We start from the raw sequence: 12,640 nt of genomic DNA, 5'->3' as shown, positions 1-12,640 counted from the left end.
TTCAGGAGACGAACAGCGGGCGTTCGCGTTCGGTGTGGCGCTGGGCCAGCACGTCGAGCAGTGGATCGGACAGGTCGGCCGGCCCGGCTGTGGCTTCTGCGGCGATCGAGTCACACAGCGCGGAAAGTTCGAAGGTAAGTGCGGCGACGTCACCCGGGTCCAGCGCGAGCAGGCGCTGCGCGGCGGTCGCCGAGCCGGTCATCGTGGTGTAGACCACCGAAAGCGCGGTCTGTTCGGCAAGCAGCCCGGCCGCCGCGCCCACCGCCCCGGCCGCGACCGGAAGATGGGGCCGCGAGCCGACTGCGGCCCACCGCTCCCCCGGCCACACCCGCCGTGCCAGCCGGACCAATCCCCGGCCCTGAGCCCGCGACGCGTCGCGGGCCGCCGGAGACGGTGTGCGGGCGTCGGTCTCGGCGTCGGCGGCTTCGGGCGTCAATGCACCGGACTGCACGGCGACGGCCAGCGAGGCGGCCACCAGGCCTTGACTTCGGATACGCCGGACCAGATAGGCGTGCAATGTCGTCAGGTCGGTGAGCAGGCCGCTGGTGACGGCTTCTTCGACGCCGCCGGAATGCACATGCCCGCCGGTCGGCAATCGCGAGTCGGCCAGGGTGAGAAGTGTTGCCAGACTGCTCATCTAAAACAGGAAGTATCGCTGTGCCATGGGTAGCTCGGCTGCCGGTTGTTCCTGCCACACCTCGCCGTCGATGCGCACCGTGAACGTGTCGGGCTCCACCTCGATGTGCGGCAGCGCATCGTTGAGTGGCATCTGAGCCTTGCCCACGTGCCGAACGTTCTTGGTCGCCACGAGTTTCCGCCGAATGTCGAGGCGATCGGCGAGTCCGTCGTCGATCGCGTGCGGCGAGACGAAGTGCACCGAGGTCGCGGCGGCCGCCGCGGGAGCCGCGCCGAACATGGGCCGCGGCAGCACGGGCTGCGGCGTGGGAATCGACGCGTTGGCATCGCCCATCGCCGCCCACGTGATCATGCCGCCCTTGAGCACCGCATGCGGACGGACGCCGAAGAACGCCGGTTCCCACAGCACCAGGTCGGCGAGCTTACCCACCTCGACCGAACCGACCTCGCTGTCGAGCCCGTGCGCGATCGCCGGGCAGATCGTGTATTTCGCGACGTAGCGCCGCACCCGGTTGTTGTCGGCATCGCCGTCACCCTCCAGCGCACCGCGCCTGCGTTTCATCACGTGCGCGGTCTGCCAGGTGCGCAGAACGACCTCGCCGATCCGGCCCATCGCCTGCGCGTCGCTGCCGATCATCGAGATGGCACCGATGTCGTGCAGCAGATCCTCGGCGGCGATCGTGGACGGCCGGATCCGGCTCTCGGCGAATGCCAAGTCCTCCGGTACGGCGGGATTCAGGTGATGGCACACCATGAGCATGTCGAGGTGCTCGTCGAGGGTGTTGACGGTGTGCGGCCGGGTGGGGTTGGTCGAACTTGGCAGAACGTGGGCGTGGCCGACGACGGTGATGATGTCGGGCGCGTGCCCGCCGCCGGCACCCTCGGTGTGATAGGCGTGGATCGACCGGCCCTTGATGGCGGCAAGAGTGTCTTCGACGAATCCGGCCTCGTTGAGGGTGTCCGTGTGGATGTTGGCCTGCACGCCCGCCGCGTCGGCGACGGTCAGGCACGCGTCGATCGCAGCGGGCGTCGTACCCCAATCCTCGTGCAGCTTGAATCCGGCTGCGCCGCCGCGCAGTTGCTCCCACATCGACTCGGCGCTGACCGTGTTGCCCTTGCCGAGTAAGGCGACATTCAGCGGCCAGGAGTCCAGCGATTCCAGCATCCGGGCCAGATGCCACGAGCCGGGCGTGACGGTGGTGGCCTTGCTGCCCTCGGCCGGCCCGGTCCCGCCGGCGACGATCGTGGTGATGCCGCTGCCGAGTGCTTCCTCCATGATCTGCGGGCAGATGAGGTGGACGTGGCAGTCGATCGCGCCCGCGGTGAGGATACGGCCGTTGCCCGCGATGATCTCGGTGGAAGGACCCACCACGAGATCGGGATGTACGCCCGTCATGATGTCGGGGTTCCCGGCCTTACCAATAGCGGTGATACGGCCGTCTCGAATACCGATGTCGGCCTTGATGATTCCCCAGTAGTCGATGATCACCGCACCGGTGATGACGGTGTCGGGTGCACCGTCGGCACGCGTCGCCCGCGACTGCCCCATGGATTCGCGCAGCACCTTGCCGCCGCCGAACACCGCCTCGTCACCGGCGAGACCCGGTCCGCCGCTGCGGTCCTCGGTGATCTCGACGAACAAGTCGGTGTCGGCCAGCCTGATCCGGTCACCGGCGGTCGGGCCGAACAACGCGGCGTACCGGGCCCGGGAGAGTTGGGTCATGAGGGGTCCAATCGGCCGGGCGGGTTGAGGCTGATGCCGTGCACCTCACGGGCCCCGGCAAGCGGTACGAGAGAGACGCGTTGGGCCACACCGGGTTCGAAACGAACCGCGGTGCCTGCCGGAATGTCGAGCCGGTGGCCGTGTGCTGCGGTGCGGTCGAAGTCCAGAGCGGCGTTGGCTTGCGGCAGATGCACGTGACTGCCGACCTGAACCGGCCGGTCGCCGGTGTTGACGACGTCGAGGGTCAGCCGGTCAGCCCCGCGATTGATCTCGATCACGCCGTCCCCGAACAGGATTTCACCTGGAATCATGAGCAGCCACCTCAAGCGATCGGCTGATGGACGGTGACCAGTTTCGTGCCGTCCGGGAAGGTCGCCTCGACCTGGACGTCGGCCAGCATTTCGGGAACCCCCTCCATGACTTCATCCCGGGTCAGCACGCCGCGGCCGCTCGCCATCAATTCGGCGACCGAGCGGCCGTCGCGCGCACCCTCGAGTAGGTGGTCGGTGATCACCGCGACCGCTTCGGGGTGATTGAGCCGAAGACCGCGAGCCTGCCTACGACGGGCAAGCTCTGCGGCATACGAGATCAGCAGCCGGTCCTGTTCATGCGGCGTTAAACGCATAGTGGGCGATACTGCCACGCCGCCCGCACCCGCGCGCGGCGTACCGAAGCAGCTAGGCGGCAGGCATGTTCTGCAACCGGACCTGCCCCCGGGCCACCAGCCGGTCGTTCTCATCGGTGATCGTGATGAGCCACAGCTGCTGGCGGCGTCCGCGGTGGATCGGCGTGGAAACCGCTGTCACAGTTCCTGATCCGATCGCCCGCAGGAAGTCGGTGTTGTTGTTGACGCCCACGACGGTGCCACCGCCGTTCTGCGACAGCCAGATGTGTCCGGACACGCTGGCAAGGCTCTCGACGATTGAGCAGTAGACGCCGCCGTGCACGATGCCCCACGGCTGCAACAGCTTGTCGTGGATCTTGAGCTCGGCTCGGCCACCGTCGGGAGTCAGCTCGAGATAGGTCAGGCCCAATTCGGTGTCGAATCCCTTGCCCAGCCCTTCGGGCGCGTCTGTCGTCACAGTCCTCGTGTCTACACGGCGGGCCGCCATAAAGATGCGGGCGGGTCCCGTGCAATTCGCACGGGACCCGCCCTCGAGTGGACCGGGGGTCTCTGCAGCCCTCAGGACTCCGGCGCGGTCCGTTAGCCTCGTACCGAAAGAATAGGCAAGGCTGCCCTAATTTAGCAAGACCTTCCCTGCGCGACTGGCGCCGCGGACCGGCAGACCGAAGCCGACGAGGGCGTCCAGCACCGCCTGACCGCGACGCATGCTGACCAGTTCACTGCAATTGGCAAGCAGCGGTACCTGCGTGGCCGCGCTCACGACGGCCGCACCGACCATGTGCCACATGGCCGCAACGGACATCGCGCCGCCACTGATCTCGAACAACCGGGCGAACAGCGGCTCGAGAGCGCGATGACTGCGGTGCGCCACCCACGTCGTCAGCGCGGCCTCACTCGGCAGCGCCACGATGCCGTCATGCGCGGCATCGGAAATGCGAGTCATCCCGGCACGGAAATGCGGATCGTCGGGCAGCGCGCGCAGGATCGGATCGACCACGCCCACCCAGTCGATCGCGCCCTCCGAGTCGACATGCACCCACAGATTCTCCAAGCCGGTGTCCCAGGCGCGGCCCTCCAGCACCAACAGCGGCACCACGCGGCCGATGACGACGTGCGCGAGCGTGGCGGCCATCTGCTGCGCGACCGCGGCGCGGTTGTCGGTCTCGGCGATCGCGGTGTCGAACATCAGCTGCAGCCGATCGCCGCTCAGCGCCTCGGCCAGCGGCCACCACCGCCGGCGCGACAGGTCACCCATGACGGCAACACCGTAGACCCGCGGACACTCCGGATACAGCTCGCGCAGGCGCCGGCTGGACTCGTGCAGCGGCAGTGCCCGTTTGATGGCCATACCCGCGATCAGCGGGTCCTCGATCAAGACCGTCATGACACCTCCGAAGGCTCCAATGTGACTTAGGTTAGCCTTACTATAGTCACGCGATGATCGAGGGCCACCCCCTGTGACTCGATTCACAGCCGGCCCGTGAATGGTCGTTGACCTTGAAGTAGACGCCCGCCGACGGCGGCGGAGCACTTGCTCGTCGATGGATACGACACGCGGTAGTAAGCCCGTAGTACGCTGGGCTTACTGCTCAGGAGAGTGAACGGAACATGGCCAAATTGACGCGTCTTGGGGAATTGGAGCGCGAGGTGATGGATCACCTCTGGTCCGCGCCGGAACCCCAAACTGTGCGCCAAGTCCACGAGGCGCTGGCCGCCCGCCGCGACTTGGCTTACACCACGATCATGACCGTGCTGCAGCGCCTGGCGAAGAAAAACCTCGTCGTGCAGCACCGCGATGACCGCGCGCACCGCTACGCGCCAACACATGGCCGCGATGAACTGGTCGCCGGCCTGATGGTCGACGCCCTCGACCAGGCCGCGGATTCCGGCAGCCGTCAGGCCGCGCTGGTGCACTTCGTCGAGCGAGTCGGCGCCGATGAGGCCGCTGCGCTGCGGCGCGCGCTTCAAGAGCTCGAAAGCAAACACCGGATCCCGCCACCGACTGGTAATTCCAGCACCGCCTGAGAGAGACTTACGGCGTGTCCGCGCTGGCCTTCACCCTCGTCGCGCTGGCCCTGGTTGGGCCAGTGCCGGCGATGTTGGCGCGGGCGTCATGGCCGCTGCGTGCGCCGCGCGCCGCGATCGTGCTGTGGCAGTCGATCGCCCTGGCTGCCGTGCTCTCGGCGTTCTCCGCGGGCATCGCGATCGCCAGCCGGCTGTTCGTCCCCGGGCCGGACGGGCGCCCGACGGCGACCATCACGAGCGAGATCAAAGTCCTCGGCTGGCCGCTGTGGCTGCTCTATGTCGTCGTCTTCACCCTGACCCTGCTCATCGGCGCCCGGCTGTGTGTCGCGGTGATCCAGGTCGCCGTGGCGACCCGCAGGCGCCGGGCGCATCACCGCATGATGGTCGACCTACTGAGCCGGTCACGCGACGCCGTGCCGACCCACCTCTGTACCTCGGCCAGCGGCTTGCGCATCCTCGATGTGGCGCAGCCGCTGGCCTACTGTCTGCCCGGTGTGCGCAGCCGGGTCGTGGTCAGTGAAGGGACACTGAACACGTTGTCCGACAGCGAGGTCACCGCGATCCTCACCCATGAGCGTGCGCATCTGCGCGCGCGGCACGACCTCGTCCTCGAGATGTTCACCGCCGTGCACGCCGCATTTCCACGGTTCGTCCGCAGTGCCAGTGCGCTGGACGCGGTGCGCCTGCTGATCGAGCTCCTCGCCGACGACGCCGCGGTGCGGACCGCCGGACCCACTCCCCTGGCCCGCGCCCTTGTCGCGTGCGCGGGCGGTCGCACACCGTCCGGAGCGCTTGCCGCGGGCGGGCCAACCACCGTGATCCGTGTGCGACGCCTCGGCGGCAAACCGAACAGTCTGGTCCTGTCCGCGATCGCATATCTGGCAGCAGTAGCCGTACTCGTCGTCCCCACTGTCGCGGTCGCCGTGCCCTGGCTCACCGAGCTGCACCGCCTGTTCTCCGGCCTGGGATAAGGCCGTTCCGGTCAGGCGTTCCTCTACAACAAAACAACGAAAGGCTCCTGCATGACCAACACGAGCACTTCCGGCACGGCGCAGATCGGCGTTACCGGCCTGGCGGTGATGGGTTCGAACATCGCCCGCAACTTCGCCCGCCATGGCTACACCGTCGCTTTGCACAACCGGTCAGTGGCCAAAACCGATGCGCTGCTGGCCGAGCACGGGTCGGAAGGCAAGTTCGTCCGCAGCGAGACCATCGCCGAATTCCTCGACGCACTGGAAAAGCCGCGTCGAGTCCTGATCATGGTCAAGGCAGGCGAGGCCACCGATGCCGTCATCAACGAGCTCGCCGATGCCATGGAAGAAGGCGACATCATCATCGACGGCGGTAACGCGCTCTACACCGACACCATCCGGCGTGAAGCCGCGATGCGAGAGCGTGGCCTGCACTTCGTCGGCGCGGGCATCTCCGGCGGCGAGGAGGGCGCGCTCAACGGCCCCTCGATCATGCCCGGTGGCCCCGCCGAGTCCTACAAGAGCCTCGGCCCGCTCCTCGAGGAGATCTCGGCCCACGTCGACGGCGTGCCCTGCTGCACCCACATCGGCCCCGACGGTGCCGGGCACTTCGTCAAGATGGTGCACAACGGCATCGAATACTCCGACATGCAGTTGATCGGCGAGGCCTACCAACTGCTGCGCGACGGCCTTGGCAAGAGTGCCGGCGAGATCGCCGACGTGTTCGACGAATGGAACAAAGGCGACCTCGACAGCTTCCTGGTCGAGATCACCGCCAAGGTGCTGCGCCAGACCGACGCCAAGACCGGCAAGCCGCTCGTCGATGTGATCGTCGACGAGGCCGAACAAAAAGGCACCGGACGCTGGACCGTGAAATCCGCCCTCGACCTCGGCGTGCCCGTCACCGGCATCGCCGAGGCCGTATTCGCCAGGGCCCTGTCGGGTTCGGTGCCCCAGCGCAAGGCCACCGTGGGCCTGGCCTCCGGCGACCTGGGTGCCGCACCGGCCGACGCCGCACAGTTCACCGAGGACGTGCGCCAAGCGCTCTACGCCTCCAAGATCGTCGCCTACGCCCAGGGCTTCAACCAGATCCAGGCCGGCAGTGCCGAATACGACTGGAACATCACCCCCGGCGACCTCGCCACCATCTGGCGCGGCGGCTGCATCATCCGGGCCAAGTTCCTCAACCGGATCAAAGAGGCCTACGACGTCGAGCCGGACCTGGCCACGCTGATCGCCGCGCCGTACTTCCGCAGCGCCGTCGAATCGGCCATCGACAGCTGGCGCCGCGTCGTGGTGACCGCAACGCAGCTGGGCATCCCGATCCCCGGCTTCTCCTCGGCGCTGTCCTACTACGACGCACTGCGCACCGAGCGACTTCCAGCCGCACTGACCCAGGGCCTGCGCGACTTCTTCGGCGCCCACACCTACGGCCGCATCGACGCCGAACCCGGCCAGAAGTTCCACACCCTGTGGAGCGGCGACCGCAGCGAAGTCCCCGCCTGATTTCCCACCGCGAGCCGACACAGAATCGCGCTACCAGGGCCTGGTTCGTGCGACTCTGTGTCTGCTCGGCGGGGCGGCGCCCAACTAGACTCGGTGGCGATGAGATTTCTTGACGGGCACACACCGCCCTATGACCTGACCTACAACGATGTCTTCGTCGTCCCGGGCCGGTCGGATGTGGCGTCGCGCTTCGACGTGGACCTTTCGACCGTCGACGGTTCGGGCACCACGATCCCCGTTGTGGTGGCCAACATGACTGCGGTGGCCGGCCGGCGGATGGCGGAGACCATCGCGCGGCGCGGCGGCATCGTGGTGCTGCCCCAGGATCTGCCGATCACGGCGGTCAGCGAGACCGTCGAGTTCGTCAAGAGCCGGGACCTGGTTGTCGACACACCGGTGACGCTGAGCCCCGACGACTCGGTGTCGGACGCCACCGCGCTGTTGCACAAGCGTGCCCACGGCGCAGCCGTCGTGGTGTTCGAAGGTCGGCCGATCGGGTTGGTTACCGAGGCCGCCTGCGCAGGCGTGGACCGGTTCGCCCGCGTTCGGGACATCGCGTTGTCCGACTTCATCACCGCACCGGTCGGCACCGACCCCCGCGAGGTGTTCGACCTGCTCGAGCACGCGCCGATCGACGTGGCCGTGATGACAGAGCCCGACGGCACCCTGGCCGGGGTGCTCACCCGCACCGCCGCGATCCGCGCAGGCATCTACGCACCCGCGGTCGATGCCGCCGGCCGGCTGCGCATCGCCGCCGCGGTCGGCATCAACGGTGACGTCGCGGCCAAGGCCAGGGCGCTCGCCGAGGCCGGGGTCGACCTGCTGGTCATCGACACCGCGCACGGTCACCAACTCAAGATGCTCGACGCCATCAAGGCAGTGGCGTCGCTCGATCTCGGCCTGCCGCTCGCGGCGGGCAACGTGGTGTCGGCCGAAGGCACCCGCGACCTCATCAGTGCCGGCGCATCCATCGTCAAGGTCGGCGTCGGCCCCGGCGCGATGTGCACGACCAGGATGATGACCGGAGTCGGCCGGCCACAGTTCTCCGCTGTCGTCGAATGCGCTTCCGCCGCAAGACAACTCGGTGCACACGTGTGGGCCGACGGTGGCGTCCGGCACCCGCGCGACGTGGCACTGGCCCTGGCGGCGGGCGCGTCGAACGTGATGATCGGCTCGTGGTTCGCCGGCACCTACGAATCGCCAGGCGATCTGCTGCACGACCGCGACGACCGGCCGTACAAGGAGAGCTACGGCATGGCTTCCAAGCGTGCGGTCGCAGCTCGCACAGCCGGTGACAGCGCATTCGACCGGGCGCGCAAAGCGCTGTTCGAAGAAGGCATTTCAAGTTCCCGCATGGGCCTCGACCCGGCGCGTGGCGGTGTAGAGGATCTGCTCGATCACATCACGTCGGGCGTACGCAGCACGTGCACCTACGTCGGCGCCGCCAACCTCGCCGAACTCCACGAGAAGGTGGTGCTCGGTGTGCAATCGGCCGCCGGATTCGCCGAAGGCCATCCGTTACCCAGCGGGTGGTGACGGGTAGGCCAGCACGTCGCCGGCCACCTCGACGGTGACCGCACTGTCGGTGGCCACGCGCGCGTCCCCCGGGCTGCGCAAGCGCAGCGCAGTTCCGTCGCGCAGCGCGACATGCACGACCGTGTCAGCGCCATAGAACCGGCTCGCGCACACCCGCGCCGTGTTGCCGGCATCGGTATCGCCGACCGGCAGGCCCATCCGTAACTGCTCGGGCCGCAACACCACGACAGCCGGTCCGTCGGCCACCTCGATGCGAACCGGATGGGCACCGAGCGCGGTGTGCGCCACACCCGCACGGCACGTGCCGGCCAATTCGACTGTGGCGCCGACGAATCGGGCGGTTACCAGGTTGGCCGGCCGCCCATAGAGGTCGCCAGGCGCGGCGTGTTGGGCCACCGCACCGTCGATCAGCAGCGCAACCGAATCCGCGAGCGACAACGCCTCGGTCTGGTCGTGCGTCACGAGGACTGCGGTAGTGCCTGCGCCGCGCAGGATTTCGGCGATGTCCTCGCGCACCCGGGTCCGCAGCCCAGCATCCAGCGCGGCGAACGGCTCGTCGAGCAGGAGGACACGGGGCCGGGCAGCGAGTGCCCTTGCGAGCGCGACGCGCTGCTGCTGGCCGCCGGACAGTTCGTGCGGGCGGGCATTCGCCAGGCCGGGCAAGCCGACGACGTCGAGCCAGTACGCGACCTCCGAAGCCAGCCCATTGCGGCCCTCGAGACCGAACGCCACGTTGCGGCCGACCGTCAGGTGCGGAAACAGCGCGCCTTCCTGCGGCATGAGGCCGACCCGCCGCCGATGCGCCGGTACCACCGGGCCGCGACCGACCATCGGCCGCCCCGCGATGTGCACCGTTCCCGCATCGGGATCGTCGAATCCGGCCAGGATGCGCAGCAGTGTGGTCTTGCCGCAGCCCGACGGTCCGAGCACGGCGGTGATCGTGCCGGCGGGCACTTCGAGATCGGCACCCGCGAGCACCTGCCGCCTGCTATACGACTTGTGAATCCCAAGTGCTGCAACACCTGCCACGCCCTCAGTCACTTCGGACCCCGCTTCGGCCCGCGCTGAACAATCCGAGCGCGGCAGTCGGGAGGGCGGCGAACACCACAAGGGCCGCGGCGTACGGTGCGGCGGCGGCGTAGTCGCTGACCGAGCTATAGCCCCACAGTCGCGTCGCCAGCGTGTCGACACCCGTCGGATGCAACAGCAGGGTCACCGGCAACTCCTTCATGCACGTCAGCAGGATCAGTGCCGCGCCAGCTCCGATGCCCGGAACCGAGAGACGCGCGGTCACCGCCCCGAACGCGCGTAGCGGACTGCGCCCGAGCGACCGTGCGACCTCCTCGAGCCGCACCGGCGTCGTCTCGACGGCCGCCCGCACCGAGCCGACCGCCAACGGCACCAACAGCACCGCATACGCCAGGATCAGCAGTGGCGCGTGCTGATAGAGCGGACGCAGCAACAACACGCCGAGCGACACCATCGAGATGCCGATGACGATCGCCGGAAGTCCGTGCGCCACATAGCTCGCACCCTCCAGTACCCGGGTCGCGCGGTCGCGGTAACGCGCCGCGAGCACACCGAGGGGCAGTGCGGCGACAGTGCAGACCACCGCCGCGATGACCGAGAGCCAGATCGTCGCGCCGAGCGCGGCCACCCACTCGCCGCCGTCCCACCGCGCGCCCGCGGTCGACAACCAACCCACCAACGCGACGCTGGGCACCCCGATCGCGGCGGCCAGCACCGAGACCGGGACGACAACGGCGAGCGGCCACCACCGCCCCAACCGGTTGAGCGGCGCGGGCCTCGGGGTGCCACCACCGATCCGCGATGCGGCGATCCCGCGGGCCCGCGCTTCGGCCAGCACCAACACCAGCGCCAGCACCAACAGCACGAGTGAGAGGACCGCCGCCCGCGACGGGTTGAACCCGGACCGGTAGGCGCCGTAGATCACCCACGTGAACGCCTCATACCGCATCGCGGCCACCGCGCCGAAGTCACTGAGCACATACAGCGCCACCAGCAGGCCGCCTGCCGTGATGGCACCCCTGGCCTGCCGCAGCGTCACCCGGAACAGCACCGAAAGGCCGCCGTGTCCCAGTGAACGGGCCACCTCCTCCAACGCCGGGTCCACCCGCGACAGCGCCGCCATGGTCGTGAGGAACACGAGCGGATAGCTCACCAGCACAAGGACCAGGCACGCACCCCAGAATCCCTCGACCGCCGGGTATACCGAAACCCATAGGTAGGCAAGCAGATAGCTCGGTATGGCGAGCGGAAGCGTGAGGGCGACGGCAAGTCCGCGCCTGCCGCGCAGATCGGTCCGCGACACCAGCACCGCCAGCCCCACCCCGAGCACGACGCAGATCGCGGTGACCACGACGACCAGGGTCAGCGACCGCCCCACGAGCGCCGCGGTCCGCGCCTGCCACAGTTCGTCGACGACGAACGCCCAACCCCGCTCCGCGGCGCGCTCACCCAGATACACCAGCGGCACCAACGTGGCGAGGACGACCAGCGCCGCCGCACCCACCAACGGCGCCGGAGCACGTCGGCCACGTCCGCTCATCGGGTCAGTTGGTCAGCAGTCCGGTTTCCACCAACAGTTCCTGGGTGGCCTCCAGATCGGACAGCGCCGACAGATCGACGGCAGGCGGCTGCAGGTCACTCAGCGGTGGCATCTCACCCGACGGCGCCACCCCGGCGATCAAGGGATACTCCATCGTCTCGCCCGCGAAGTACTCCTGCGCCGACGTGCCGACCAGATACGACGCGAATTCTTGTGCGCCTTGCGGATTCGGCGCGGATTTGAGAACCCCGACCCCGGCCACGTTGATCAGGCCGCCAGGATCCGCCGGTGCCATGAACTTGTTGCGCGCGGTCACTGCCTGCGGGCCCTTCGCGTCGATCAACTCGTACAGGTAGTAGTGATTGGCCAGGCCCAACGGCAGCTGCCCGGAGTCCACCGCGTCGCGCACCGCGACGTTGTTCTCATATGCCTTGGGTTCCTGCGCTTTGAAGGCCTGAAGCCATTGCCGGGCCCCGTCGTCACCGCGGATCACCCGCAGTCCGGTGACGAACGATTGCCAGGACGCATTACTGGGCGCGAACCCGATCTTTCCCTTCCACTCCGGCGCAAGCAGTCCGTCGATGGTGTCCGGCGCGTTGGGCGCGAGGGTCGGGTTGTACACAACGACGCGGGCGCGGCCGGACACCCCGACCCAAGTGCCGTCGGCAGCCGAGAACTTGTCCGGAACCGCCTTGAGCGTCTCGGCATCGATCGGCGCGAAGAGGCCGGCCTGGGTGACGGCTCCCAGTGCGCCGGCGTCCTGCGACAGGAAGACGTCGGCCGGCGATTTGTCGCCCTCGGTGATCAGCTGCGCGGCCAGTTCCCCGGAACCGGCATAGCGGGTCTCCACCTCGATTCCGGTGTCGTTGGTGAACTGTTCGATCAGCGGTGCGACCAGCTCCTCACTGCGGCCCGAATACACCACGATCTTGTCCGCCGATTCCGCCGGCTGCGATCCGCACGCACTCAGCGCGAACACGGCGGCGACGGCACCGAGCGCACCGGCCAGGCGGAGAACCGGCTTCGACTGAGCCAGGAAAGACGTCATG

Annotated in this window: 13 protein-coding genes; 4 read left to right on the top strand and 9 right to left on the bottom strand. The window is 68.3% G+C overall.

Going from position 1 to position 12,640, the window contains the following annotated elements; translation table 11 throughout:
• Window position 1 precedes the first annotated feature (1 nt).
• The 6 genes from ACRCUN_RS25965 to ACRCUN_RS25940 all read right to left on the bottom strand — a co-directional run bounded on the left by ACRCUN_RS25965 (window position 2) and on the right by ACRCUN_RS25940 (window position 4,368).
• Window positions 2-637: an urease accessory protein UreF gene (locus tag ACRCUN_RS25965; RefSeq protein ID WP_462144484.1), complete on the bottom strand. Its 636-nt coding sequence runs from the start codon at window positions 635-637 to the stop codon at window positions 2-4.
• Window positions 638-2,359, bottom strand: coding sequence for an urease subunit alpha (locus tag ACRCUN_RS25960; RefSeq protein ID WP_462144483.1), 1,722 nt, complete (start codon window positions 2,357-2,359; stop codon window positions 638-640).
• A complete protein-coding gene (locus tag ACRCUN_RS25955; RefSeq protein WP_462144482.1) occupies window positions 2,356-2,670 on the bottom strand; it encodes an urease subunit beta in 315 nt (104 codons plus the stop codon). Before ACRCUN_RS25955 ends, ACRCUN_RS25960 begins: the two co-directional genes overlap by 4 nt.
• A gap of 11 nt (window positions 2,671-2,681) precedes the next feature.
• Entirely contained in the window at window positions 2,682-2,984 is a 303-nt protein-coding gene (locus ACRCUN_RS25950) for an urease subunit gamma (RefSeq protein ID WP_462144481.1), read from the bottom strand.
• Window positions 2,985-3,036: 52 nt separating this feature from the next.
• On the bottom strand, window positions 3,037-3,441 hold the full coding sequence (locus tag ACRCUN_RS25945) for a PaaI family thioesterase (RefSeq protein WP_462144480.1): 405 nt from the start codon (window positions 3,439-3,441) through the stop codon (window positions 3,037-3,039).
• 156 nt (window positions 3,442-3,597) lie between these two features.
• Window positions 3,598-4,368, bottom strand: coding sequence for an iron reductase (locus tag ACRCUN_RS25940; protein WP_462144479.1), 771 nt, complete (start codon window positions 4,366-4,368; stop codon window positions 3,598-3,600).
• A gap of 224 nt (window positions 4,369-4,592) precedes the next feature.
• Between ACRCUN_RS25940 and ACRCUN_RS25935 the strand changes: the two genes are divergently transcribed.
• From ACRCUN_RS25935 to ACRCUN_RS25920, 4 genes are all read left to right on the top strand, one after another.
• Window positions 4,593-5,009 (top strand): BlaI/MecI/CopY family transcriptional regulator, encoded by a 417-nt coding sequence (locus ACRCUN_RS25935; RefSeq protein ID WP_462144478.1) that lies wholly within the window; start codon window positions 4,593-4,595, stop codon window positions 5,007-5,009.
• Between the two features lie 14 nt (window positions 5,010-5,023).
• A complete protein-coding gene (locus tag ACRCUN_RS25930; RefSeq protein ID WP_462144477.1) occupies window positions 5,024-5,980 on the top strand; it encodes a M56 family metallopeptidase in 957 nt (318 codons plus the stop codon).
• A gap of 51 nt (window positions 5,981-6,031) precedes the next feature.
• A complete protein-coding gene (gene gndA, locus ACRCUN_RS25925; protein ID WP_067851870.1) occupies window positions 6,032-7,486 on the top strand; it encodes an NADP-dependent phosphogluconate dehydrogenase in 1,455 nt (484 codons plus the stop codon).
• Window positions 7,487-7,585: 99 nt separating this feature from the next.
• The gene (locus ACRCUN_RS25920) at window positions 7,586-9,022 is read left to right on the top strand and encodes a GuaB1 family IMP dehydrogenase-related protein (RefSeq protein WP_462144476.1); all 1,437 of its coding nucleotides are present in this window, start codon (window positions 7,586-7,588) and stop codon (window positions 9,020-9,022) included.
• On the opposite strand, the gene ACRCUN_RS25915 is transcribed toward ACRCUN_RS25920, so the two are convergent.
• From ACRCUN_RS25915 to ACRCUN_RS25905, 3 genes are read right to left on the bottom strand one after another with little or no spacing between them, the layout of a single operon-like run.
• Entirely contained in the window at window positions 9,005-10,051 is a 1,047-nt protein-coding gene (locus ACRCUN_RS25915; RefSeq protein WP_462144475.1) for an ABC transporter ATP-binding protein, read from the bottom strand. The two genes, ACRCUN_RS25920 and ACRCUN_RS25915, sit on opposite strands and share 18 nt — an antisense overlap.
• A 4-nt stretch (window positions 10,052-10,055) precedes the next feature.
• The gene (locus tag ACRCUN_RS25910) at window positions 10,056-11,591 is read right to left on the bottom strand and encodes an ABC transporter permease (RefSeq protein ID WP_462144474.1); all 1,536 of its coding nucleotides are present in this window, start codon (window positions 11,589-11,591) and stop codon (window positions 10,056-10,058) included.
• Between the two features lie 4 nt (window positions 11,592-11,595).
• Window positions 11,596-12,639 carry an iron ABC transporter substrate-binding protein gene (locus ACRCUN_RS25905; protein WP_462144473.1) on the bottom strand — a complete coding sequence of 348 codons (1,044 nt, stop codon included), beginning with the start codon at window positions 12,637-12,639 and terminating at the stop codon, window positions 11,596-11,598.
• Between the last annotated feature and the right edge of the window lies 1 nt (window position 12,640).

The sequence above is a fragment of the Mycobacterium venezuelense genome, assembly GCF_054919535.1.
This window is presented reverse-complemented; position numbering and strand designations above follow the sequence as displayed.

What these genes read in the sequence shown, in the direction of transcription:
- gndA (WP_067851870.1), top strand. Translation starts at nt 6,032, where the DNA reads ATGACCAACACGAGCACTTCCGGCACGGCGCAGATCGGCGTTACCGGC.
- ACRCUN_RS25950 (WP_462144481.1), bottom strand. Translation starts at nt 2,984, where the DNA reads ATGCGTTTAACGCCGCATGAACAGGACCGGCTGCTGATCTCGTATGCC.
- ACRCUN_RS25960 (WP_462144483.1), bottom strand. Translation starts at nt 2,359, where the DNA reads ATGACCCAACTCTCCCGGGCCCGGTACGCCGCGTTGTTCGGCCCGACC.
- ACRCUN_RS25905 (WP_462144473.1), bottom strand. Translation starts at nt 12,639, where the DNA reads ATGACGTCTTTCCTGGCTCAGTCGAAGCCGGTTCTCCGCCTGGCCGGT.
- ACRCUN_RS25940 (WP_462144479.1), bottom strand. Translation starts at nt 4,368, where the DNA reads ATGACGGTCTTGATCGAGGACCCGCTGATCGCGGGTATGGCCATCAAA.
- ACRCUN_RS25910 (WP_462144474.1), bottom strand. Translation starts at nt 11,591, where the DNA reads ATGAGCGGACGTGGCCGACGTGCTCCGGCGCCGTTGGTGGGTGCGGCG.
- ACRCUN_RS25955 (WP_462144482.1), bottom strand. Translation starts at nt 2,670, where the DNA reads ATGATTCCAGGTGAAATCCTGTTCGGGGACGGCGTGATCGAGATCAAT.
- ACRCUN_RS25935 (WP_462144478.1), top strand. Translation starts at nt 4,593, where the DNA reads ATGGCCAAATTGACGCGTCTTGGGGAATTGGAGCGCGAGGTGATGGAT.
- ACRCUN_RS25965 (WP_462144484.1), bottom strand. Translation starts at nt 637, where the DNA reads ATGAGCAGTCTGGCAACACTTCTCACCCTGGCCGACTCGCGATTGCCG.
- ACRCUN_RS25920 (WP_462144476.1), top strand. Translation starts at nt 7,586, where the DNA reads ATGAGATTTCTTGACGGGCACACACCGCCCTATGACCTGACCTACAAC.